A 19,585-nucleotide genomic window follows, 5' to 3' on the forward strand; every position below is an offset into this window, starting at 1 on the left:
GCAGCAATTGGGGGTGTCAGACCGCCGACGGGATGACGACGATCACGGTCCTCACACCAGTCCCCGACTCGACGAAAGCACCGTCCGGCAGCGGCACGAACCAGCCGTCCCCCGTCTCGACAAGGGACCGAAACTCGGCTGCCTTGCGGTTCTCCCGGAACGTCGCACCAGACGCCATCACGGACACCAGTAGGCCGCCAGGGCGGAGGAACCTACGCGCGTGGCGAACGTGGTCGATGTCGGCCTGACGCGCGAACGGCGGGTTCATCACTACCCGGTCGTACTCGGCGGCTGGGGGCATCGCCAGGAAGTCGCCAGGGACGACGTTGCGGCAGTAGCCGGCGTTCCAGATCACGTCCGCTCGGGCGGTGTCCAGCTCGACAGCGTCGACGACGCAGCCACGGGCGGCGAGAGGGCCGGCGATCGCGCCAGTGCCGGCGGACGGTTCGAGAACCTCCGCGCCGGGCTGCAGGTCGGCCAGGGCGAGGAGCTGCTCGACGACGGGCGGCGGGGTCGGGAAGTAGCCGAGATCCTGTGCCGTGGTGATCTGGCCGGTGAGGATGATCTGCTCGATGGCGTCGGCGGCGTCTCCTGCGAACAGGTGCGCCTGAGCCTTGCGGTTCCAGGTGCCGCCGGCGGCTTGCAGGACCTTGTTCGTGCTCACGTACAGCTTCCGGTCCAGTTGGCCAGTCAGGCGGAGTGCGGAGCCTTCGGTGGTCGCCTGGTCGAGCACGGCGAGGACATCGGTCGAGACCTTCATGCGGGTTGTTCTCCGTTCGGTGTGGTGGCTACGGGGTAGCCGTCCGGGTGCGGGTTGAGTCCGACATAGACGGTGGCGCCGTCCTCGTCGGTGGTCTCCAGGTCGCCAGCCTCGGCGGTGACCACCGTGAGCCAGCGGCCGTCCAGGTGGAGCCACATGCCGGGCTCGATCTCGTCAACCTGGACGCGGCGTTCCTCGCTCACGCGCCCTCCCCTGCGAAAAGGGAGAGCGTCGCCTTCGGGTAGGTGTGGGACGCCATGCCGATGGCAACTCGGGTCCGCTCTGCGCGGGTGCGGCCGGTGCGGATGGCGTACCGGTGGTTGCCGGGGTGCTGTTGGCGGATGGCGCCGACGGTGCGGAGCGCTGTACGGAGCCAGGCGGCGGGATCCTCACCGTCGCGCGGCTCAGCAGCTCCGCGTGCGACCAGTCCCCGGATCACGCCGTCGCGGCCGCGCTCCCCTCCTGTCACCTTGGCCAGCGCTCGGGCGGGAACGGTTGTCGCGTCTGGCAGCACCACGAGGCTGCGGCGGGTCGCGCGGCCGAGGTAGCTGAAGTTGAGCGCCTGGTACACGATGCCGACGTGGCCCGGCTTGATCTGCTCGGGTGCCTTGCCCGGGGCCCGGCGCCAGCGTGGTTCGGGGTCGGAGAACGCGACGACTCCACGCACGCCACGGTCGGCGGCGAGGCGGAACGCTGACGCGCAGAACCAGGACTCGGCGTTCGCGGGCACTTCGTCGAGGAGGACGAGGCGGGAAAGCTCCAGGCTCTCGACGTACGGCTCCAGCGTCGGGAACGGGTTCGTCAGAACCGCCTTGGACATGGGGACGCCGAGGACGATCGCGCCGACGAGCCGTGGCCCGTCGTGGAGTCCGTAGCGGAGTCGGGCGGATGGCCAGCTCGTGGAGTAGTGGTGGCGACGGACGAACGCGGCGGCTGTGGGCTCGCCGATCTCGCTGACGGTGTACCGGTCGGGGTTGAAGCCGCCTTCGGATGCGGGGCGCCAGCCGTGGCGGCCGTCGCGCCAGCGCTGTGTCACGGCGACCGTGGTCATGGCGTGCATTCCTCGGCGTACTCGGTGAGGTGCTCGACCATGGCCTTGTCGAGCGCGGCCATGCGGGCGCTGTCCTTCGCTGACGCCTCTACGGCCGTCTCGACCTTGTTCCGGCAGCGCGGGCACATCACGTACAGGCCGGTTGAGCTGGTGCGGAAGTGGCCGTATTGGCGGGCGCGGCGCGCGACCTTGCGCGCTTCGGTCTTGGTGATGGCGACAGCCATGGGGAGCCTCCTGGTTGTGTGGTGCCCGGCTCGCTCTTGCCGGGTGGGGCGACTCCGACGGGGCTCGAACCCGCGACCTCCGCCGTGACAGGGCGGTGCGCTTCCAACTGCGCTACGGAGCCAGGGCCGGGATGCGGCGAGGGCTAGAGAACCGCACCCCGGGCGAGTGTTGTTTCATGCGCGCATTGCGTCACCCCTTCCTTGTCTCGCGTACCCGGTACGGGGGTCGAACCCGTATCGCCAGGTTGAGGGCCTGGCATCCTGCCGTTAGACGAACCGGGCTGGGTGCCCGCTCGCGCGGGCGGTGGACGGTCTCAGCGCTTGCGAAGGATCCAGGCGCCGGTCTTCTCGCACTGCGTGTCCCACAGGACGCCGCAGTCCTTGTCGGTGCACGCAAGACCTTCGCGGACGCGCTTCATCGGGGAGCCGCACTCGGTGCAGGGCTCGAGGTTGGGCATCGGCGTGCCTTTCGTCTCGGTGGTCCGGGTCGCTCTGCCCGGGGCTGTGTGGTGGGTGACCGCGCCGTGCCGCGAACGCCCTTCCCCCTCGTCAACGCTCACCGTCTGACCGCCCTGTAGCCGAAGCAGGCGGGCGGCCTGCGGTCCCTTGGTTGACCCGCACACGGCGGGGGTCCTGCGGTGGAGGTGACGGGATTCGAACCCGTCTCCGGAGAGGTCCGGCGTGCGGTTTTCCTCTTCCGTCGAAACCTGTTCACCCCCTGGGTGGAACAAGGCCCACAGTAGTCGGTGTACGTTTCCGGCGCAAGAGGAATCGCGAAAGGCCGCCCCCGTAGGGACGGCCCTTGCTCGCGACTCGGGGTGTCAGCCCATCAGCGCGATGCCGTTGGACTCCTTCTCGCCGTGGATGCCGACCGGGTTGCCGGACACGTGGGTGACCTTGACCGCGGTGGTGATCTTGCCGCCGCACGTGGTCGGCACGCTCGACGCGGTGAGCTGCTGGTGGAAGTGATGCTTCCTGGACGTGATGACCAGACCGGTCTTGGTGACGGTCTTGGTTGCGCACACCTTCCCGGTCGATGTGCGGACGTTGACGGTCAGGGACACGTTGACCTTGGACGAGCCGCCCGGGTAGGACCCGTACTCGCGGGACAGTTCCACGTCCCCGACCACGGTCACGGCCTTGACGCCTGTCGGGCGGGTGATGGTCTTGGGCAGGGCGCTCGTGGAGGTGCGCTTGGTCTTACAGGCGGCCACGTCCGGGGCGGGGTGGTTGACCCGGCCTACACAGTCCTCGGCCGTCTCGCCCCACTGGATGGACTTCTGGCCGACGGTGGATGCCTTGAGGTAGGTCATGGCCGGGTCGATCGTCAGGCGGGTGGTCGCGGTGTTGAGGTAGGTGGTCGCTTCCCCCCGCATGGTGATGGCGTAGGTGCCGTCGACAGGTGCGGTGAGCAGCCAGCGCAGGGCGACGGCCTGGACGCCGTACGCCTTGCCGTCGTGGTTGATGGACTTGACCGGGCTCCGCAGGATCGTGGCCCCGGAGATCGCGTCCAGCCGGACCGCCATGCGCGGGTACATCGTGGCGTTGGACGTGCCGGCCAGGCGGGCGGTCAGCAAAATCCGCTCCCCCTTCGCCATGGTGCGGGCAGGCAGTCGTAGGACGGGGGTGAGTCCGCTGGCTTCGACTGCCTGGAGGGTGGTCACGGCGAGGGCGGTGCTGTAGTTCGCGGTCTCGGCCGCGTTCGCTGGCTTGGGGGTGCAGGCGACTGCGATGGTTGCGGCGGCTGCTGCGGCAGTGAGGGCAGCGAGGGTCCGGCGGAGGGCGTTGTTCATCGGGAGTGCTTTCTGTGTGGGTTGGTGGTCGGGTCGCTCTGCCCGACAAACCAGACAATAGCAGGTATACGATTACCTGTCTGCCTGAGTGCCCCACAAAACACGTACGCCCCGCACCAATCCACAGTGCGGGGCGAACATCCGGTGCTTGCTTGTCACCATCCCTCGTCGTGCACGTCGCACAGCGGGTCGTCGCACGAGCCCCGGTCGATGACGTCGACCAGGTCGCGGACGCTCGACAACCGGTCCCACGCCGGGCCCCGGCAGTCGGGCTCGTACGGGCACGGGACACCGACGAGGAGCATCGGCTCCTCAACCTCGTCATCGCACCGCAGCGTCAGCGTGGTTTGCCCATCGGTGAGGGTGCCGTTCCCGTCCGCGTCCCACTGGATTCGTGCGGCGATTGTCGGGCCGAGTGTGTCGTGCGCGAGCCGCTGCGCAGTCGGGATCGTGAACTGCTCGCCCACTTCGGCGAGCAGCTCGTCACGCAGGCCCATACGGGAACTCCCTCCCGTACGCCAGGACGCTGATCACGATGTCGAGCATCTGCTCGGCGCTGTCCTCCGGTGCGTTGGTCACCGGCAGGAGGACGTCACCGTGGCAGAGGTCGCCCTCAGCGCACCAGCAGGCGAGGTCGTGGCCAGCTAGGTCGCGGCACGCCAAGTAGAGCGCGCCGACGGTCGCTTTCAGGTCGAGCGCGTACCAGAGGACCGCCATCTGACGGTCGGCGATCAGGACCGGCTCATCGAACCGGGCGCTGTACGGCCATGGGAGAGGTTCGCCGACCTTGAACCGGTTGCCGTGGCGGGAGCCGCGTCCGATGTACTTAGCCCCGGGTGGCATTCCCGGCTCGCCTCTCCGGCGGGTGCGTTGGACCCGCCGTGGCGTGGTCGTGCATTCCATCAGGGGTGTGCTCCTTCGGTGTGTGGCGCCTTCCCCGGTCGCTCTCCCGGGGTCATGCAGACTGTGTGGTTGACGGCTTACCAGTCGTCGCCGCCTGCGTCGTAGATGACGACGCCGAACGGGTCGACGTCGACGGGTCTCCCCTCGTCGGGCAGGTCTGCCAACACTCGCCGGTACATCGGCCGCAGCGCGTCGACGACCGTCTGCCGGTGCTTCTCGGTGATCTCCTCCATGGGGACATCCCAGTTGAGTCCAGCGGCAGCCAGGGACGACGCCACGTGCCGCAGATCGGTCGGCTTGGGGACGGCTGTGTGCGTGAGTAGGCGCCCGCTGGGGATATGCACCAGATGCCATAGGCCGGTGAACAGGTGCCCGTCGAACCGTTCCGACTTGACCCCGCGTACCTGCGGCTGCAGGGCAATGCCCGGCAGTAGGCGCTCGGCTTGCACTGCGACTGATCCTGACTGCAGCGGCACCTCGACTGCGAGGAGGCGCTCAGCGGTTGTGGTGGTCATGGGCGGGTGGATCCTTCCGGGGTTGACGGGTCACTGATCGGGCAACGCGACTGCCAGTGGATCGTCGCGTGGGCACGGCCGGCGAGTGCCTCCTCGAGCTCGAAGTCGGTTGCGCAGGTCGTGCAGCGGTCGCCCTCTGGGTGGAACGGCAGTCCGCCGTCGCTGGCCAACCGCCCCCTGTCCACGAAGAACGCGGTCAGCGCGGATGTGGCTGCCTGCCGAGTCTGTGCAGGCACGTCCTCAAACGGCACAGTCCAGTCACCTGCCGACGCGAGCGATGCCGCCAGGTCACGCAGATCCTGCACGTCCTCGACTGGCCACTGTGTGAACGGGCGGCAGCTCTGCTCGTGGATCAGGTCCCACTGGCCGTTGAGTCGGCAGTCGGTGTCGACGTGCGGCACGAGGACGATCCCGCGGGCGACTCTCTCCCCCATCACTGTCACGGGCTCGCCGCGGTTGTCTACGCCGGTCCTGATGAGGACGAACTCGCCGACGGATGCGTCTGTCTTGGTGGTCATTGGCGGGTGGATCCTTCCGGGACACTGACGGGGCTGAGGGTGACCTCGATGTCGGCCACGAAGACGGCGCCGTCGGACCTGCGGCGCAGGAGGACCGTGTCGTCGTCGAAACCGTCGGGCCCCTCGTCGGAGCAGAGGACGTCGAACGGCTCCCCGCCGAGGCGGATGGGGCCCATCTGATCCCAGACGTGCGTACAGAGCATCAGCTCGAGGTCGGCCGCGAGCCGGTCGCGCTGGCGGACGTCGTCTCTGTTGGTCATGGTGGTTGTCATCAGGCTGTCGCCCTCTCCCGCGCGCGCATGCGGTCGAGGTGGGCGCCGATCTCGGCGATCGTGACCTTGCCGTCGAGCACTGCGGTCAGCGATGTGGCGATGTCGTCATCACCTGGGGCGTCGCGATGGAACAGGACCTCGGCGAGTTTGCGGGCTGCGGCGACCTTGCCGAGTAGTTCGATCTCGGCGGCGAGCGCGTCGTCGAGATCGCGCTGCAGCCGGTCGGCCTCGGTGAACTTCTCTGGAGTGCTGGCGGCGGCTTTGGCCTCGTCGTACTTGGCGATGCCCCAGACGATGGCGTGGCACGTCCACAGGAACGCCCAGTGGTAGTCGCGCAGGTTCCACTCCCATGTGTCGTGGAACATGTAGTCGGGTTGCTTGTTGTAGTCGTACCGGTCGTCCTCGTCGACGTAGTAGGCGAAGCCTTCCAGCGCCTCCCGGGCGCCGCCCTCCCATGTGCTGGGGGCTTCGGCGAGGAACTCCTTGATGACACGGCTGATGCCGCGGGGGGCGTTGCCGCATCGGATGTCGTCCGCGACGTACTCCTTGACCTTGCGCTCGAATATCTCGTGGTCGTAGCGCATGGCGCTGTCGTGTCCGCCGCTGAGCTTCTGTGCCCAGTAGCCGGGGTTGATGTCGGCGGTGTAGCCGCGCTGGTGGCGGAAGAACTCGAACATGTCCGGCTCCCGGGAGAACACGTACGCCTCGCCGCTGAACCTTGCGATGAGTGTCCCGGGCAGGGTGATGAGGTCGAAGCCATAGAACATGTTGGCGGGGTCGGCGAACCGCAGGTGGCGGTACAGGCCGTCGTCGTGCAGGACGGTCATCTCATGCTTGGCCGTCTCGCGGGCGAACCGCTCGGCGATCTCTGGGTAGTCGTTCATGGGCGGGATTTCCCCTGTCTCTTGTGGTGGTTCCCCGGCTCGCTCGTGCCGGGGGTGCTGCTCGGGTGGTGCAGGTCAGGCGTCGACGGGTTCGGAGGCGAACCGGCTGCAGTTGTGGCACGGGTCGCCGAGGTCTCCGGCGGGGTCGAACTCGCCAACCGTCTCCCAAGTGTCGGCGCGGTCGACGCCGCAGAGGGACCGGTCGCCGCTGTACGCGAAGGCATGGACCTTTCCGCGTTCGGGGTGGCGGGCAGCGAGTAGCACCGGCTCGTCGGCCGGCGCCGGGTCGGGGGTGGTCGTGGCGGGCAGTTCGAGTGTGGCGAGGATGCCGCCGCCGTCGTGGAGCCATCCGGCTGGCACGTCGGCGAGGTACGGGCGGAGCTGGTCGCCGGGCCAGGCGGGGGCGGGGAGGACGGGGTATCCGGTGTCCTCCCCCGCGAGGTGACCGGCCGCGAACGGGTCCAGGACGCCTTCGGCGCAGTCGCAGGGGCGGACCCAGAAGCGGTTCTCGACCGGGCCGGATGGGACGGCCTGGTCGTCGGAGCCGGGGTGTGCGCGGACCCAGCGGCGGCCGGCGCAGGTGTCGCACGGCTGGTCGACGGGCAGCAGCGACACGAGGGAGTGGTTGCCGTGCTCGACGCTTGGGAGCGCGAGGCTGGCCCCTCCGATGCCGTCCCAGTTCCGTCCGAGTGCCGCGTCGAGTTGGGCTGCGGCGACGTCGGCAGCGTCGGCGCCGTCGGGCACTTCCACTGTGAGTCGGACGCTGCGGGTTTCGATGGTGGCGCGGGTCACTCGGCCGTAAATGGTGTGCAGCACGGGAAACGCTCCTTGTTCTCGTGGTGTCGGGTCGCTCTACCCGGGTCAGAATCAGACGCTAATCGGTGTACGTTTTCCGGTCAAGCGGTGCCGGTCAGTAGCCCAGCCAGTCCAGGACCTTCTGTGCGTCGTAGGTGGCGTGGTTACCGCGCTCCTTCTTGAACAGCTTCCAGTCCGCCTTGGTCATGCCGTGCACGACCATGATGACCCGCTTTGCCTCGGCCTTGGAGATCTTCAGGCCCTTTGCGGTTTCGTAGTACGTCTTCGACATGGCTACTCTCCTGCCTTGACAGCTTCGGCCGGGACGATGACGCGGGCCAGGACGTGGGTCCCGTGCCTGTCCTTGCGGAGGACCATCAGGGTCCGGTTCGGCGGGTCGAAGCGGGGGTCGTGCTCGATGTCGTAGGAGCGTCCGCCCAGCTTGCGGACCAGGGCGTCGATGCTGCGGAAGCGGATCTCTCCGCGCGGTCCGTCGAGGCGGGTCGCGGTGTAGGTGGTGGCCACGGTTGGGCCTTCCTTTCTCGTGGTTGCCGGGTCGCTCTGCCCGGGTCGCTTCTTGGGGTTCAGTTGTCGGCTGTGGCGGGGATGGCTTCGTCGCGGACGAGTCCGACGCGGCGGAAGTTGTCCAGGTCGGTGCCGCCCCACTCGCCTCCGATCCACCAGCGCTGCACGGCGTCGGCGACGGCGAACCGCTGCGCGGGTGTCCAGGCGGCGATGCGCTTGAGGAACGTGTCGCGGTCTGGGACGCCGTGCTTCTTGTCCAGGTCGTCGATGCGGACGGCTTCGGCGATCTCGCTGTGCACGTAGAGGGCGGTGGTGAGGTCGTCGAGGTAGGTGCCGTTGAGTGCGTCGACGATGACGTACGCCTCGGCATCGGTGAGCTTGAGGGTGCGCAGCTCGGCGGCGAGCAGTCCGTAGAAGCGTTCGAGGTCGCGGCGGGCGATCAGGTCGGGCTTCGCGTCAGCGGGGGTGCGTTCGGCGAGTTTGGCGGCGAGGGGGTCGCCTGTGCGGAACTGGATTCGCTCGGGGTTCATGGTTGCCTTTCGTGCGTACGACCTGAACTTGTACGACGATCGTATACGACCGTCGTACGCACGTCTACCGAACCGCCGGATTCACCGGGCACGCCTCTCCCGACGCCGCTCCTGCAGGCTCACCGTCGTCTCCAGGCCCGCGAGATAGTCGTCGAACTCTTCCCTGTGGGCCTCGATCAACGCGGTGATGGCGTACAGCTCGCGCGTGAACTGGTCGTCACCATGGCCACCCCACTTGACCTCTCGGGACAGCCGGCGCGGTGGGTCCTGCTCCCAGGTCGGCCAGCGCCGTGCCGTGTCCCAACAGGTCATGCACGTCGTCATCGCGGACCGCTTCTGCCCCAGGTCCTTCACCTTCGCGATGAACTCGTCGCGGGTGATGGTCTGGAAACTCGCGGGATCCAAGCCGCACTCGGTCAACGACTCTTTCCGCCACGGCAGCGGAGGGCGTAGCACGTGGTCCAACGCCTCGGAAGCCATCAGCCCGTCACCGCCTCGTCTTTGGCGCCGTCCACGGCGACCGGTCGCAGCTCGAGTGTCTGCCTCCGGTGCTTCCTTCGGACGTGCTCGATCGCGCCGACCTTGGCGAGCGGTGCGGCCAGTGCGGTGCCGGACAGATCGCAGTCCAGGCACAGCCAGCCGTCGTCGTTGTACGCGACAGCCGACTCACGGCGTCCGGAGTGCAACGCTTGGTCCAATCCTGCGGGGGCGCTCATGACGCTGCCTCCAATCGTGTGAGTAGTTCGTCGTCAGGTCGCCACAGCCCAAGGCTGCCGGTGCACAGGATCGGCTCGACCGGGCGCGGGTTCTCCAGCACCAGATGCGTGACACCTCCCGCGCCGTCGTACGCCGACATGCCCCACGGCCGACAGCAGTCGGCGTCACGGTGGATGTCGACCAGGTCGACGACGCCGACGATCGCGCCGAGCGCGAGGTCCGAGAGCGGGTCAACTTCGGGTCCGTGTTTACCCGACCATGCCGCGCGGACGTGTTCGTCCCGCATGCCTGCGGCTGACTTCGCGACGCCTGCGTGGATCGCGAGCTGGCCGCGGTAGCGCCACAGGGTGCGCCGGTTCTCGATGCTTTTGCCGCCGTGGATGATCGCCCATGCCCACGGCTGCCGTACGGTGAGGGCTCTCATCTCGTGCCGTGGAACCACTCGACGACGGGGAATGCCCCGCGTGCGTGCGGCTTGGCGTCGTGGATGTGGCTGCGGTGGCCCTCGCCGCACCAGGCAGGGCAGCCGGGAACCATGCGGTACCAGCGGACCCGGTGCCGCTTCGTTGGGTCGATGCCCGCGTACGTGGCCTGGTCGGCGAAGTCGCACTGGTCGCCCTTGCTGAGCATGCAGCACTCGTCCCAGGCGTGCCATCTGTTCAGGAACTCGGCGGCCTTTGCCGGATCCGAGGTGCCGGCGACGCTAACGCCGATGTCGTCGTCCCACGCGCGGAGCTTCGGCGCCTTCTCGGTCGTGGTCATACCGGGGTGTCCTCCTGTCCGATCGTGTCGTCGAGGGCTTCGGCCAGTCGGCCGTTGAGTTCCTGCAGGGTCAGCCGCCATCCGAGATCGCCGTCGTTGGCCTCCTTGGACCATTGGTCGGACAACTCGCGGACGCGGGCGATCGTGGCGCGGGCGTTCTGGCACGCGCCCTCCCACATCGCCGAGTCGTGCCGGAGCCGCTCCAACTCGTCCGCGGGCTCGACGGGCGGGGCTTCTCCGTGGGCGCTCTCGGGTGCGTGTAGGGGGCAATCCGGGTGGTCGAGCGCAGGTCGGTTCCCGTGCTCGTCCTCCGGGCAGCGGCAGGTGCCGTGGTTGGGGCACCATTCGGCCGAGATGCCGGTGCACGCCTCCGCCTGGTGGTCGCCGTCGACGACCTGGCGAAGCTGCGGGATCCACGCCGGGACGGGCAGCGGCTCCGCCCAGCGGAGGGCCCCCATCTCGTGCTCTGCGGCGAATGCACGGACAGCCCGGACCTGCTTCCTCAGATGGTCGGCTTCGGTCTCGACGGCCTCCAACTCGTGCAACCGGCCGGCGTCTGCTGGTATCCAGCCGGGCTCCAGGTCGCCGGCCTGGGTGTACTTGGCCATCGGCCGCCGCAGCAGGGCGTTCTCGGCGAGCAGGCTCTCGTACAGGGCCGCGGTCGTGACGGTCAGGCCGAATGCCTCCAGGACGTCAAGCACCTTCACGGCCTTCGAGCAGGGCCACGGGCCCATGCACTCGGAGCACTCCTCCTCCTCGGAGTGCCCGGCGCATCCTTCGCCGCAGCCGGGACACTCCGGCCGTTCCAGGGTCTTCTCGTGTTCCAGGGCGCGGGCGATGGTCTCGATCGCCGCGAGCCGGGTTTCTTCGACTGTCATCGGTCTTGCTCCTCCGGTCGGATGTGTGGGGTTCGGTTGAGGCAGGCGACGCAGGTCGCCGGCTGGTCGGTCGGCTCGCCCAAGACGACCGGGCGGGCCTTGTTGGGGGTCTCGCACAGCGGCCGGCCGGCGCGGTGGAGGCGCGGCCTCCGTGCGCTTCCTGACAGGGCGTTGGTGACGGGTACGGCGTGGCACAGGGCGCCGACGGCATACCCGGTGCCGTACCGGCGTCCCTTCGTGTTGGGGCGCACTTCGAGGTCGACGGTGCAGCCGGTGCGTGCCTCGGCCCACCGGGCGGCATCGCGCTCGAGGACGGCGTTCCGGCGGGCCTCGACCTCCGCCTCCCACCGCGCGCGCTCCTCGCGGGCCTCCACGATCGCCGCGGGGAGCGGCGGGTCGATGTTGGCCCGATCGGCGGCCAGAAGGAGCAGGGACTCGCGCCACGTCCGGCGGTCGGGCGCCTTGCCAAGGACGGAGCAGCACCAGTCGTAGCCACGCCGCCACACGAGCTGCTCCACGTCGCGCAACCGGGCAGGGTCAACGAACCCAGTGTCTCGGCTGCGCGCTTCGGCGAGCAGCTGCTCGTACTCGGGGTAAGGCGGCGCGCCGTCTGGCTTCATAGTTCCGTCGTCCTTCCGGGTCATGCGGCCAGCTCGTAATCCTGCTGCGTGATCGCTTCGCAAAGGGCGGAGACGATGATCTCCGCGACGGGCGGGGTGACGGCGTTGCCGTACTGCATCGTCTTGATGGCCTTCGACGTGCCGAGAATGATGTAGTCCTCCGCGAACGCCATCGCCGCGCCGATCTCGTGCGGTTCGAGCATTCGGTAAAGGACGTCGTTGATGTCGATGTCGAGCGTCGCGGACGCCAGGGCGTACCGGTCGCGGGTCGACAGGGCGCCGAACGGGTCCGTGGCCGGGTACGCCTGGCCGTTGCTGTAGTACGGCACGAGCAGGTGCTGCCAGACGGCAAGGGACTGGTGTCCCTTGGTCGTCATGGTGCGGAACTCCTCGGTGACCGGGGTGCAGTGCTCCGACCCGTCGCCTTTGGATCCGTTGTTGCGCAGGACCATGGCGCCGATGGGGGGCGAGCACAGGAAGTGGTGGTTGCCCCCGGCGGAGACGGTCGCGACGGGTTCGGTGATGGCGGTTCCGTCGGCGTGGTTGCGGGCGGTGTCGACGAACGGTAGGAACGCGAGTCCGGTCTCCCGCCTGGTCGTCATCGTGCGAGCGGGCAGCGTCGCGGGACGCGCGAGCTTGCCGTCCCGGCCCTCGTTGGGCACCAGGAGCGGTGGGAAGGCGATGGCCTTTGTCCGTGTCGTGGTCTGTGTCGTGATCGGCGAGGTGATCGGCCACGTGCGGACGCCCGGCCGCCGCTCGAACGTGTTGCCGGCGACCTCCGCCGTGATCGGCCCGGCGTACTTCACGATGCCGGCGTTGACCCTGCCGACGGTGTTCGCCGCTAGCGGGTCTCCCCGCTCTGCCCGCGCGCCGATCGTCTCGGCGGGGATGGACCAGTCGATCGCCGCGAGTGCCGCCTCGACGCCCGGCTCGACGACCTGGTGCCGGCACGTCACCCTCGGGCACCGGTAGACGTACTGGGTGCGGTACCGGCCCATGTCGTTCTTGGGGTTCTTGAACACCTGCATCGCGTTGACGGTGTCGTCGCAGGTCGGGCAGTACGCGCGGGGGCGGAGCCACTTGTTCCAGTCGGGCTTGCGCGCGAGCTCTTTCCTCCAGTACGCGACGTACAGCCGGTCGCGGGACTGCGGGGCACGCTTCGACTTCGGCGCGGTGGCGTGCATGGAGTTGAAGGCGATGACGCGGGTCTCGTAGCCCATGGAGTGGAAGTCGTCGATCCACCGTTTCCACTCGTCCCACTGGCGGCACTGGATGACGTTCTCCACGACCCCGGCGAGGACGGGGCGGCCGCGGCCGACCCAGTGCCGCAGGTAGCGCGGGACCTCCTCCATGAGGGCCCGGGACCGCATCGCCCGCTGGTCCTCGGCTGAGACTGGTTCGCCGTCGAAGATGGTCGTCTGGTTCGACTTGTCGAAGGTGCGCTTCTTGCCCTTCGCGTCGGTCCACTCCGGGCAGGCCGGTGACGCCCAGAAGAAGGCGGCGTACGGGAACCGGGTGATGTCGGTGTCCTGGACGTTCTGGTCGAAGTGGTCGACGTCGGGGAAGTTGGCCTGGTGGCTGGCGATGGCCCACTTGTTGTGGTTCGCGGCGAACACCAGGTGAATCCCGGGGACGCGGGCGGCGCCTTGGCTGCTGCCGCCGGCTCCGGCGAACTCGTCGAACATTGTCAGCTCGTCGACCCACTGCATGAGCGAGTGCCGCTTGGTGGCCCGACCTCGGACGGGGGTGGTAATGGTGCTCACCGGTCGTCTCCGTCCGGTGTGGTGGTGCGGGCGGGCCCACGCTCGCTCGACGTGGGCACCGCCCGCAAAATCCACTGTGTGGTGGGTGCGGTGTTCCTGCCCTGACTAACGTCTTTGGGTGGGGGGTTGGTCACGCATTGGATCAGGATGGGTATGCCGGCGGGGGCCGCGACTGCGAAGTGCGGCAGCACAGCGGCGCCGACAGCGGCGGCGGCGGCGCGCATCGTGTCCTCGTCCGTGACATGCACCGTGACCGGTGCCGGGCGGAACCCGAACGCGGCGAACATGACGGCGGCCTCGTCCAGGTCGGAGATGGGGACGTAGCTGGTGCCGAAGCGGACAGCGGTCACGGAGGGTCGGCGGGCGCGGAGGACGTCGGCCAGGTCGTACAGGGCGGCCAGGGCCCGACCAACGTCGGGCGCCTCAGGCAGGGATGCGGCAGTCACGGGGTTCACTCCGGGTGTGGTGGGTGCGGTGGGGTTGCGGGGTCAGGCGGAGCGGGCACCGGCACGGGTGTGCCGGTCGCGGAGGCGGCGGAGCCGCTTCACGAGGAGCGGGTCGAACGCTTCGACGGCGTGGGCGAGCGCGACCTCTTCGGCGTCGTCGGGGTCGGGCTCGTTGATGAGGTACGCCAGGCGGCGGGCGTAGCCGTGCGGGGTGAAGCCGGCCTCGACGATTGCCTGCTGCTTCGCGCCCGGCTGGACGAACCGGGTCCGTTCGATGATGAGGACGGTCTCGTCGCGTCGTGTCAGGCCGGACTCGGTTCGCGCCAGCGCTGGCGAGGTGTCCCGGGTGTTGCGGATCGCGGTGATCGCGGCGTCTGCCGAGTCGTAGCCGGTGGCGGAGCTGACGCGGACACCGTTGCCGGCGTCGGACACGTACCAGCGTTCCGGCATCGGCCCGAACGGGGTGTGGGGGCGGGCGTCCTGCCGGACGATCGAGCCGATGCGGGCTCCGTTGTCGTCGTACACGGCATGGACGGTTCCGCGGGAGTCGCGGTGTAGTTCGTCGCGGAGAATGGTGGTCACCGGGTGCCGCCTTCTGTTGTGGTTTGTGGCTCGCACACTCGCTCGTGTGTGCGTTTTACGTCTCGTTCGCTCTGTCGAGACCTGTCCCGAGAAATGTATACCGCTTGCTGCGGTTCGGCAAGTGGAACAGCCGGGTTCCAGACACAGTGAGGGCGCCCGTCTCGGGGAGTTGAGACGGGCGCCCTCACCTATCAGGCTGCCCACGGGGGATGGGCCGAGCTGCGGGACCCGGGGTGCTTGGGCCCGCGCCGATTCACAACGCTACGGGCGTGGCGTTGGTTACGTCTCGTCGACGGACTTCGCGGCGTCCTCCCCTGCCGGGGTGCGCAGGTAGACGGCGACGTCGCCGCGTCGGCGGACGGTCACCCAGCCGTTGCGGCGGAGTGTGCGGAGCATCGCGCCGACCGGGCGGGGTCCGACGTACGGGACGCCGTCTCGGTCGTCGACCTCCATCCCGGCGCGGTGGGCGAGGATCGCCGCCTTGGCGACGGTGACGGGCTGGTCGGACGGCAGGATGACGAGGAGCCGTGTGACCGGGGTTGGGATGGCTCTGCCCCGTCTACCGTGCAGGGTTGGGGTCACGCTGCCTCCTCGCCGTCGTGGGGCTTCTTCTGCTCGCGCAATTCGGCGTAGTACGCCTCGATCCCGGGGTGGTCCTTCGGCGCCGTGGTGGCGTGGGGGCTCAGCAGGCCGAGCTTCAGCGCGGCGTGCACGATGTCCAGGTGCCCGTCGTCGGCGTCGTGGATGACGTCGAGTACGGCTGCAGTGGCGGCGCGGCGGGGTTTGCCTTCGAGGCCGGCGATGCCGGCCGCCTTCGCCACGCGCTGCACCTCCTTCTCCGTGACGCCTGCGTCCTCGGCTGCCTGGGCGATCGTGCGGAAACCCGTCAGGTACGACCGGAGCGTCTCGAGCTTGCGGGCGGCCTGCTCGTCGAACAGCGACCAGGGGTGGCCGGGGATGGCGCGGAGGATGAGTTCGCCGTCGTCGTCGTAGCAGGCGGGCGGGTGGTACCCGGCCGCGCGGGCTTCGCGGATGGTGCGGTCGATGATCGGCTGTGGGATGCCGTCAGCCGGGGTGGCTGGGCGGTCGCTGATCTCGTCGAACAGGGCGTCCAGGGCCTGCCGGACGCGGGGGGTGATGGTGGGTCGGCGGCCGAGTGCGACTTCGCTGGCGTTGACACCGCTTCGCTGGGAGCACCAGCGCACCGAGTAGCCGAGGACGCCGAGGGCGCGCAGCTTCGTCGCGTACGGCGCGGATGGGGTCAGCCGGACCTCCGCTGCGACGGCTGCTGGAGTGACGGCGAGGATCGCTTCCGATGTGCGGCGCCAGAGCTTCTTCGCGCCGCGATTGCGGATCTGGTTCAGCGTGACGGACGGCAGCCCGGCGGCTCGTGCGATCGCTTCTTCGCTGGCCCCTTTGTAGGTCAGCAGTCTGGCGATGTGGTCTCGGGCTGACTGCGCGTCAACCCTGGACGCGGCGCTGGGTGGGAGGATCCCTGCGGCTCGCCACTTCGCCTTCTTCACGGCGCGGGCGTGTGCGTTCGCGCACGTCGGGGTCGTCGGGCAGGGCGACCCGGCTTTGCAGCCGCGCCAGTAGCCGCGGTCTGTGCCGTGGGGGAAGTCGGGGTGGGACGGGTCTTTCTGTGCACGTGGCATCGCACGGTCCTTTGTGGTGGCCGGGTCGCTCTACCCGGCGGGGCTTTCCAAGTCCCCTAATCGTATACCGACTACTGCCCTGTTTCCACTTCGTTCGGACGAAGCGTCCATGATCGTAGTATCCGATCGTCAAGCAGGCACACCCTGGATGGCCGGCAACGGCCACGGGTTCGCGTTCGCGGGAAACGCCGGCTTGCGGGGGGTAGTCACGCGAGGTGTAGCGGTGATAGGACGGAACGTCACTTATCAGGCAAACCGTACGACTGGGGGGCAAGCCATGACCCTGCCGAACCCTGGGGAACCAGCCGCACCACCATCTGGGAACGCAGACGCGATCGAGCAGCTCGCTGCCGAAGCCGCCGAAGGATCGGGAGAAGCACTCGGACACCTTTACGACATCCACGCCGACAAGGTCTTCCGCCTCGCGTTCTCGAAAACTGGGGACCATGCAGCAGCCGACGACATAGCCGGCGACGTCTGGCTCCGCGTCACACGCAACATCGCCAGCTACGAGCGCATCGGCGCAGGCTTCTCCGCATGGCTCTGCCGGATCGCCTCCCGCATCATCGCCGACCACTGGCGAAGGACGTCCCGACGCCGGGAGAACCTCACCGGCGACATGATGGCCCTCGGCCAGGTCGCGCCAGGAGACGGCCCGGAGGAAGCGGCACGACGGGCGGAGGTAGCCCGCGACGCCGCCAACCTTCTGCGGCACCTCCCAGACCGGCAGAGAGAGGTCCTCGTGCTCCGCTTCTGGGTAGGGCTCAGCGTCGCGGAGACAGCCGCGTACCTCTCGAAGTCACCAGGGGCGGTGAAGCAACTCGCGTTCCGCGGTCTCCGGACGCTCAGGGAAGTCCTCGACGATGAGGTGGACCGGTCGGGTGACCGAACCCGAGTCCGCGACGTTAAGACGGTCGTGGCCAAGCAGTCACGCGCAACGGGGTGAGGTAACCATGCCAAAGCCGAGACGACGATCGGACCGCCTAGACCAAGCGATGAACGATCCCACCACGCCCGTCACCGACCCAACCATCGAAGGGTGCCGGCAGGCAGCGCACGCGCTCGCTCCCGCCGTCCACCAGTCAGAAGAGGCCCGCGCCCGGATCCGCGCCAGGATTCTGCGGGAGCTCCAACACTCCACCACGCCTTCTCCCCCGGCCGCGGGACAGCAGGAGCGTTCCGGTGATCTCGTCCACGAGGTTTCCGTGGACGGGGGGAAGGTCCGTATCGCGAACATCGAAGAGATCAGCGAGGACCAGGCCCTGACAATTGCTGCCCGCGCGGTCGAGATGGTCCGCCGCCGACGGTCCGAGCGGCAGCCTCGCGGGTGACCGAGAGCACGCCGAACGGGGGCGAAGCGCTGCCCCGGGTGATGATCGAGGACCTTGGCGTGGACGCCGTCTGGGTCGACGACGACGAGATCGGCCCCGTCCTGGTCCTGTCACCCAACCAGTCGTACGCCAGCGCCGTCGACGCCGCCCGACGGTTCCTGCCGGAAGTACGGACCGACAGGGTGCGCGCCCTCGTGCGGGCACACCTGCCTGACGCGCCGGACGTCGACCTTGCCGCCGACCTCGAGCCTGTCAGCGAGCCGCCAGGGCAGCTGCCGACCCGTGCGTGGCGACGCCAGGCAGCGGTAGGCGCGGCCGCCGCACTGCTCGCCACGATCGGTCTCGCGCTCGGTCAGATCGGGGCATGGCAGGCGGCCAATCCGATGGAGTCGCCGTACCTCGGGGATCAGTTCGCGGCGTTCGCCCGGCAGGGTGAGATGTCCTGCGAACCGATCGGGGAGCTGCGCGCCCGCTGCACCGACTGGGAAGGTGCGGTGATGCTGTCCGAGGCGTTCATCGGGAGCAGGTGGATGTCGTTCACCTTCACGTACGGCAAGGAGTTTGTGGGTGTGAAGGTGTTCAGGTCGGCGAGCGCGGCCCGGCAGTGGTCCAGTGAGCCCGCGCACCGGGAGTTGACCCCGTCGGCCGTCGTGGAGGGCCGGTTCGTCCTGTGGGGTAACGATCGGTCGAAGCTCGCGACCTACCAGATGGTGCTCAGGTCTGGGTCGAACCGGTCGATGGCTCCTCCACCACCCTCGGGCCGGTACGCATCGCCGGCAGCCACCTGGGACCTGGTGGCGCTCCCCACTGCCATCGGTGGGTTGATGCTCGGGACTCTGGGAGTGGAGGCGGATGATGACCCTTCGTCCGCGTCGCTTCCTCAACGTCAGGGGATGTCCATGATCCTGGAGGACACAGAGGCGGACCCGCCGCCTGGGGAACCCAAGCCGCCACCCGATACGTCCAGCGAGGAGCCGCGGCCGGCGCCCACACCGGAGCGGTCCCCGTCACCGTCGCCCACACCTGACCCGGATCCGACGACGGAGGACCTGCCAGTCCCGGATCCCCGGGTGCCGCGGCTGCCCGATCCGGCTCCGACCGTCGAGGATGGCGGCGGACCCATCGTGGTCGACATCACGCCGCTGCCCGATGTGACGGTGAAAGCGACGGTCGGTCCGACACTTGACTCGAAATGAGAACGAGGGGGCCACAGTTTCCTGTGTCCCCCTCGCTGGTGGCTGGCCGTCGAGTCAGAACGGCGGTGGCTCGCCGGCTCCGGACCGTGCGGGCTGGCGCGCGGGTGTCGCCCACGGGTCGTCCTGCGCCGGGCCGCCCTGGTTGCCGAAGCCGCCTTGGTCGCGGGTGGTCTTGTTGACCTTCACCGTGGCGCTGCGGAGGCTCGGGCCGACCTCGTCGACCTCAAGCTCGTAGACGGTGCGCTTCTCGCCCTCCTTGGTCTCGTACGACCGCTGCTTCAGCCGGCCCTGCACGATGACCCGAGTCCCCTTCTGCAGGGATTCGGCGACGTTCTCCGCGGCCTGCCGCCACACGTTGCAGCGCAGGAACAGCGTCTCGCCGTCCTTCCACTCGTTTGCCTGCTTGTCGAAGCTGCGCGGGGTGGACGCGACGGTGAAGTTGGCGACGCCTGCGCCAGACGGGGTGAATCGAAGTTCGGGATCGTTGGTCAGGTTGCCAACGACTGTGATTACGGTGTCGCCTGCCATGCGAGGCATGTCCCTTCAGACAGTGTGGTTGTTCGCTCGCCGGTAATTGTATACCTGCTCACTGCCGCTTGGGTCTGTTCGGCTCCGTGTCGGGGGGGTTCTCCAGGCCGACCATCATCCGCCATAACGCGCCGAACGTCGCGGCGGCAGCGGCCAGGATGACCGTGAAACCGACCGGCACCAGGATGGAGCGCGCCTGCACGATGCCGAAGGCGGCAGCCACCGTCCACAGCAGCGACCAGACGGCCAAGACGGCGAACGGAATGGCGGCAGCGGCCGTCGACGACACAACCCGGCGTAACCCCGCGTCACTGATTTCTGGCATTCCCTGCTTCAT

General features: G+C 68.7%; 32 protein-coding genes, 2 tRNA genes and 1 other RNA gene. 3 read left to right on the top strand and 32 right to left on the bottom strand.

Annotated features, from left to right (window positions below; translation table 11 throughout):
- Window positions 1-16: 16 nt before the first annotated feature.
- The 30 genes from ABN028_RS19615 to ABN028_RS19760 form a co-directional block, all read right to left on the bottom strand.
- On the bottom strand, window positions 17-760 hold the full coding sequence (locus ABN028_RS19615) for a methyltransferase (protein WP_349697598.1): 744 nt from the start codon (window positions 758-760) through the stop codon (window positions 17-19).
- The gene (locus ABN028_RS19620; protein WP_349697599.1) at window positions 757-963 is read right to left on the bottom strand and encodes a hypothetical protein; all 207 of its coding nucleotides are present in this window, start codon (window positions 961-963) and stop codon (window positions 757-759) included. Before ABN028_RS19620 ends, ABN028_RS19615 begins: the two co-directional genes overlap by 4 nt.
- Entirely contained in the window at window positions 960-1,811 is an 852-nt protein-coding gene (locus ABN028_RS19625; protein ID WP_349697600.1) for a Mom family adenine methylcarbamoylation protein, read from the bottom strand. The genes ABN028_RS19620 and ABN028_RS19625 overlap by 4 nt, the downstream gene beginning before the upstream one ends.
- Window positions 1,808-2,035 carry a hypothetical protein gene (locus ABN028_RS19630; protein WP_349697601.1) on the bottom strand — a complete coding sequence of 76 codons (228 nt, stop codon included), beginning with the start codon at window positions 2,033-2,035 and terminating at the stop codon, window positions 1,808-1,810. Before ABN028_RS19630 ends, ABN028_RS19625 begins: the two co-directional genes overlap by 4 nt.
- 49 nt (window positions 2,036-2,084) lie before the next feature.
- Window positions 2,085-2,157: transfer RNA gene (locus tag ABN028_RS19635), tRNA-Asp, on the bottom strand.
- A gap of 89 nt (window positions 2,158-2,246) precedes the next feature.
- Window positions 2,247-2,317: transfer RNA gene (locus ABN028_RS19640), tRNA-Glu, on the bottom strand.
- Between the two features lie 32 nt (window positions 2,318-2,349).
- Window positions 2,350-2,595, bottom strand: a complete 246-nt coding sequence (locus tag ABN028_RS19645) for a hypothetical protein (protein WP_349697602.1) — start codon at window positions 2,593-2,595, stop codon at window positions 2,350-2,352.
- A gap of 76 nt (window positions 2,596-2,671) precedes the next feature.
- Window positions 2,672-2,754: a transfer-messenger RNA gene (ssrA, locus tag ABN028_RS19650) on the bottom strand.
- Window positions 2,755-2,856: 102 nt separating this feature from the next.
- Window positions 2,857-3,828 (bottom strand): hypothetical protein, encoded by a 972-nt coding sequence (locus ABN028_RS19655; protein ID WP_349697603.1) that lies wholly within the window; start codon window positions 3,826-3,828, stop codon window positions 2,857-2,859.
- 155 nt (window positions 3,829-3,983) lie between these two features.
- Window positions 3,984-4,325, bottom strand: a complete 342-nt coding sequence (locus ABN028_RS19660) for a hypothetical protein (RefSeq protein WP_349697604.1) — start codon at window positions 4,323-4,325, stop codon at window positions 3,984-3,986.
- Complete coding sequence (locus ABN028_RS19665) at window positions 4,312-4,731, bottom strand: DUF4326 domain-containing protein (protein WP_349697605.1); 420 nt, start codon at window positions 4,729-4,731, stop codon at window positions 4,312-4,314. The genes ABN028_RS19660 and ABN028_RS19665 overlap by 14 nt, the downstream gene beginning before the upstream one ends.
- Before the next feature lie 77 nt (window positions 4,732-4,808).
- Entirely contained in the window at window positions 4,809-5,246 is a 438-nt protein-coding gene (locus tag ABN028_RS19670; protein ID WP_349697606.1) for a hypothetical protein, read from the bottom strand.
- The gene (locus tag ABN028_RS19675; RefSeq protein ID WP_349697607.1) at window positions 5,243-5,764 is read right to left on the bottom strand and encodes a hypothetical protein; all 522 of its coding nucleotides are present in this window, start codon (window positions 5,762-5,764) and stop codon (window positions 5,243-5,245) included. The genes ABN028_RS19670 and ABN028_RS19675 overlap by 4 nt, the downstream gene beginning before the upstream one ends.
- Window positions 5,761-6,024 carry a hypothetical protein gene (locus tag ABN028_RS19680; RefSeq protein ID WP_349697608.1) on the bottom strand — a complete coding sequence of 88 codons (264 nt, stop codon included), beginning with the start codon at window positions 6,022-6,024 and terminating at the stop codon, window positions 5,761-5,763. Before ABN028_RS19680 ends, ABN028_RS19675 begins: the two co-directional genes overlap by 4 nt.
- Before the next feature lie 11 nt (window positions 6,025-6,035).
- Window positions 6,036-6,920, bottom strand: coding sequence for a hypothetical protein (locus ABN028_RS19685; protein ID WP_349697609.1), 885 nt, complete (start codon window positions 6,918-6,920; stop codon window positions 6,036-6,038).
- A gap of 75 nt (window positions 6,921-6,995) precedes the next feature.
- A complete protein-coding gene (locus tag ABN028_RS19690) occupies window positions 6,996-7,736 on the bottom strand; it encodes a hypothetical protein (RefSeq protein WP_349697610.1) in 741 nt (246 codons plus the stop codon).
- Window positions 7,737-7,830: 94 nt separating this feature from the next.
- Window positions 7,831-8,007 carry a hypothetical protein gene (locus ABN028_RS19695; RefSeq protein ID WP_349697611.1) on the bottom strand — a complete coding sequence of 59 codons (177 nt, stop codon included), beginning with the start codon at window positions 8,005-8,007 and terminating at the stop codon, window positions 7,831-7,833.
- Between the two features lie 2 nt (window positions 8,008-8,009).
- A complete protein-coding gene (locus ABN028_RS19700) occupies window positions 8,010-8,240 on the bottom strand; it encodes a hypothetical protein (protein ID WP_349697612.1) in 231 nt (76 codons plus the stop codon).
- 59 nt (window positions 8,241-8,299) lie between these two features.
- Window positions 8,300-8,770, bottom strand: a complete 471-nt coding sequence (locus ABN028_RS19705) for a hypothetical protein (protein WP_349697613.1) — start codon at window positions 8,768-8,770, stop codon at window positions 8,300-8,302.
- An 81-nt stretch (window positions 8,771-8,851) separates the two neighbouring features.
- Entirely contained in the window at window positions 8,852-9,250 is a 399-nt protein-coding gene (locus ABN028_RS19710; RefSeq protein ID WP_349697614.1) for a hypothetical protein, read from the bottom strand.
- Window positions 9,250-9,486 carry a hypothetical protein gene (locus ABN028_RS19715; RefSeq protein ID WP_349697615.1) on the bottom strand — a complete coding sequence of 79 codons (237 nt, stop codon included), beginning with the start codon at window positions 9,484-9,486 and terminating at the stop codon, window positions 9,250-9,252. Before ABN028_RS19715 ends, ABN028_RS19710 begins: the two co-directional genes overlap by 1 nt.
- A complete protein-coding gene (locus ABN028_RS19720; protein WP_349697616.1) occupies window positions 9,483-9,911 on the bottom strand; it encodes an ASCH domain-containing protein in 429 nt (142 codons plus the stop codon). The genes ABN028_RS19715 and ABN028_RS19720 overlap by 4 nt, the downstream gene beginning before the upstream one ends.
- Complete coding sequence (locus ABN028_RS19725; RefSeq protein WP_349697617.1) at window positions 9,908-10,249, bottom strand: hypothetical protein; 342 nt, start codon at window positions 10,247-10,249, stop codon at window positions 9,908-9,910. Before ABN028_RS19725 ends, ABN028_RS19720 begins: the two co-directional genes overlap by 4 nt.
- On the bottom strand, window positions 10,246-11,127 hold the full coding sequence (locus tag ABN028_RS19730) for a hypothetical protein (RefSeq protein ID WP_349697618.1): 882 nt from the start codon (window positions 11,125-11,127) through the stop codon (window positions 10,246-10,248). The genes ABN028_RS19725 and ABN028_RS19730 overlap by 4 nt, the downstream gene beginning before the upstream one ends.
- The gene (locus ABN028_RS19735) at window positions 11,124-11,747 is read right to left on the bottom strand and encodes a hypothetical protein (protein ID WP_349697619.1); all 624 of its coding nucleotides are present in this window, start codon (window positions 11,745-11,747) and stop codon (window positions 11,124-11,126) included. The genes ABN028_RS19730 and ABN028_RS19735 overlap by 4 nt, the downstream gene beginning before the upstream one ends.
- Window positions 11,748-11,767: 20 nt before the next feature.
- Window positions 11,768-13,510: a DNA cytosine methyltransferase gene (locus ABN028_RS19740; RefSeq protein WP_349697620.1), complete on the bottom strand. Its 1,743-nt coding sequence runs from the start codon at window positions 13,508-13,510 to the stop codon at window positions 11,768-11,770.
- Window positions 13,507-13,956, bottom strand: a complete 450-nt coding sequence (locus ABN028_RS19745; RefSeq protein ID WP_349697621.1) for a hypothetical protein — start codon at window positions 13,954-13,956, stop codon at window positions 13,507-13,509. Before ABN028_RS19745 ends, ABN028_RS19740 begins: the two co-directional genes overlap by 4 nt.
- Before the next feature lie 42 nt (window positions 13,957-13,998).
- Complete coding sequence (locus ABN028_RS19750; RefSeq protein ID WP_349697622.1) at window positions 13,999-14,538, bottom strand: DUF3263 domain-containing protein; 540 nt, start codon at window positions 14,536-14,538, stop codon at window positions 13,999-14,001.
- 279 nt (window positions 14,539-14,817) lie between these two features.
- Window positions 14,818-15,120: a hypothetical protein gene (locus ABN028_RS19755; protein ID WP_349697623.1), complete on the bottom strand. Its 303-nt coding sequence runs from the start codon at window positions 15,118-15,120 to the stop codon at window positions 14,818-14,820.
- Entirely contained in the window at window positions 15,117-16,193 is a 1,077-nt protein-coding gene (locus tag ABN028_RS19760) for a hypothetical protein (protein WP_349697624.1), read from the bottom strand. Before ABN028_RS19760 ends, ABN028_RS19755 begins: the two co-directional genes overlap by 4 nt.
- 148 nt (window positions 16,194-16,341) lie before the next feature.
- On the opposite strand from ABN028_RS19760, the gene ABN028_RS19765 reads away from it, so the two are divergent.
- Genes ABN028_RS19765 through ABN028_RS19775 form a run of 3 tightly spaced genes read left to right on the top strand, consistent with a single transcriptional unit; the run spans window position 16,342 to window position 18,720 of the window.
- Window positions 16,342-17,139: an RNA polymerase sigma factor gene (locus ABN028_RS19765; RefSeq protein ID WP_349697625.1), complete on the top strand. Its 798-nt coding sequence runs from the start codon at window positions 16,342-16,344 to the stop codon at window positions 17,137-17,139.
- Window positions 17,140-17,188: 49 nt separating this feature from the next.
- Window positions 17,189-17,524 (top strand): hypothetical protein, encoded by a 336-nt coding sequence (locus tag ABN028_RS19770; protein ID WP_349697626.1) that lies wholly within the window; start codon window positions 17,189-17,191, stop codon window positions 17,522-17,524.
- A complete protein-coding gene (locus ABN028_RS19775; protein WP_349697627.1) occupies window positions 17,521-18,720 on the top strand; it encodes a hypothetical protein in 1,200 nt (399 codons plus the stop codon). The genes ABN028_RS19770 and ABN028_RS19775 overlap by 4 nt, the downstream gene beginning before the upstream one ends.
- 54 nt (window positions 18,721-18,774) lie before the next feature.
- Here the strand turns inward: ABN028_RS19775 and ABN028_RS19780 are convergent, their stop codons facing one another.
- Both ABN028_RS19780 and ABN028_RS19785 read right to left on the bottom strand, forming a co-directional pair.
- Window positions 18,775-19,248, bottom strand: coding sequence for a single-stranded DNA-binding protein (locus ABN028_RS19780; RefSeq protein ID WP_349697628.1), 474 nt, complete (start codon window positions 19,246-19,248; stop codon window positions 18,775-18,777).
- A gap of 58 nt (window positions 19,249-19,306) precedes the next feature.
- Window positions 19,307-19,585, bottom strand: a complete 279-nt coding sequence (locus ABN028_RS19785) for a hypothetical protein (protein WP_349697629.1) — start codon at window positions 19,583-19,585, stop codon at window positions 19,307-19,309.

Origin of the sequence: Actinopolymorpha sp. B17G11 (assembly GCF_040196095.1) — a bacterium.
In the GTDB taxonomy this organism is placed as follows: Bacteria; Actinomycetota; Actinomycetes; order Propionibacteriales; family Actinopolymorphaceae; genus Thermasporomyces.

Bases quoted from the DNA above. Each gene is read 5' to 3' on its own strand.
- ABN028_RS19735 (WP_349697619.1), bottom strand. From the start codon at position 11,747: ATGAAGCCAGACGGCGCGCCGCCTTACCCCGAGTACGAGCAGCTGCTC.
- ABN028_RS19670 (WP_349697606.1), bottom strand. From the start codon at position 5,246: ATGACCACCACAACCGCTGAGCGCCTCCTCGCAGTCGAGGTGCCGCTG.
- ABN028_RS19695 (WP_349697611.1), bottom strand. From the start codon at position 8,007: ATGTCGAAGACGTACTACGAAACCGCAAAGGGCCTGAAGATCTCCAAG.
- ABN028_RS19660 (WP_349697604.1), bottom strand. From the start codon at position 4,325: ATGGGCCTGCGTGACGAGCTGCTCGCCGAAGTGGGCGAGCAGTTCACG.
- ABN028_RS19760 (WP_349697624.1), bottom strand. From the start codon at position 16,193: ATGCCACGTGCACAGAAAGACCCGTCCCACCCCGACTTCCCCCACGGC.
- ABN028_RS19715 (WP_349697615.1), bottom strand. From the start codon at position 9,486: ATGAGCGCCCCCGCAGGATTGGACCAAGCGTTGCACTCCGGACGCCGT.
- ABN028_RS19710 (WP_349697614.1), bottom strand. From the start codon at position 9,250: ATGGCTTCCGAGGCGTTGGACCACGTGCTACGCCCTCCGCTGCCGTGG.
- ABN028_RS19725 (WP_349697617.1), bottom strand. From the start codon at position 10,249: ATGACCACGACCGAGAAGGCGCCGAAGCTCCGCGCGTGGGACGACGAC.
- ABN028_RS19630 (WP_349697601.1), bottom strand. From the start codon at position 2,035: ATGGCTGTCGCCATCACCAAGACCGAAGCGCGCAAGGTCGCGCGCCGC.
- ABN028_RS19625 (WP_349697600.1), bottom strand. From the start codon at position 1,811: ATGACCACGGTCGCCGTGACACAGCGCTGGCGCGACGGCCGCCACGGC.
- ABN028_RS19765 (WP_349697625.1), top strand. From the start codon at position 16,342: ATGGCCGGCAACGGCCACGGGTTCGCGTTCGCGGGAAACGCCGGCTTG.
- ABN028_RS19615 (WP_349697598.1), bottom strand. From the start codon at position 760: ATGAAGGTCTCGACCGATGTCCTCGCCGTGCTCGACCAGGCGACCACC.
- ABN028_RS19665 (WP_349697605.1), bottom strand. From the start codon at position 4,731: ATGGAATGCACGACCACGCCACGGCGGGTCCAACGCACCCGCCGGAGA.
- ABN028_RS19770 (WP_349697626.1), top strand. From the start codon at position 17,189: ATGAACGATCCCACCACGCCCGTCACCGACCCAACCATCGAAGGGTGC.
- ABN028_RS19675 (WP_349697607.1), bottom strand. From the start codon at position 5,764: ATGACCACCAAGACAGACGCATCCGTCGGCGAGTTCGTCCTCATCAGG.
- ABN028_RS19730 (WP_349697618.1), bottom strand. From the start codon at position 11,127: ATGACAGTCGAAGAAACCCGGCTCGCGGCGATCGAGACCATCGCCCGC.
- ABN028_RS19685 (WP_349697609.1), bottom strand. From the start codon at position 6,920: ATGAACGACTACCCAGAGATCGCCGAGCGGTTCGCCCGCGAGACGGCC.
- ABN028_RS19680 (WP_349697608.1), bottom strand. From the start codon at position 6,024: ATGACCAACAGAGACGACGTCCGCCAGCGCGACCGGCTCGCGGCCGAC.
- ABN028_RS19655 (WP_349697603.1), bottom strand. From the start codon at position 3,828: ATGAACAACGCCCTCCGCCGGACCCTCGCTGCCCTCACTGCCGCAGCA.
- ABN028_RS19780 (WP_349697628.1), bottom strand. From the start codon at position 19,248: ATGGCAGGCGACACCGTAATCACAGTCGTTGGCAACCTGACCAACGAT.
- ABN028_RS19705 (WP_349697613.1), bottom strand. From the start codon at position 8,770: ATGAACCCCGAGCGAATCCAGTTCCGCACAGGCGACCCCCTCGCCGCC.
- ABN028_RS19785 (WP_349697629.1), bottom strand. From the start codon at position 19,585: ATGAAGCAGGGAATGCCAGAAATCAGTGACGCGGGGTTACGCCGGGTT.
- ABN028_RS19720 (WP_349697616.1), bottom strand. From the start codon at position 9,911: ATGAGAGCCCTCACCGTACGGCAGCCGTGGGCATGGGCGATCATCCAC.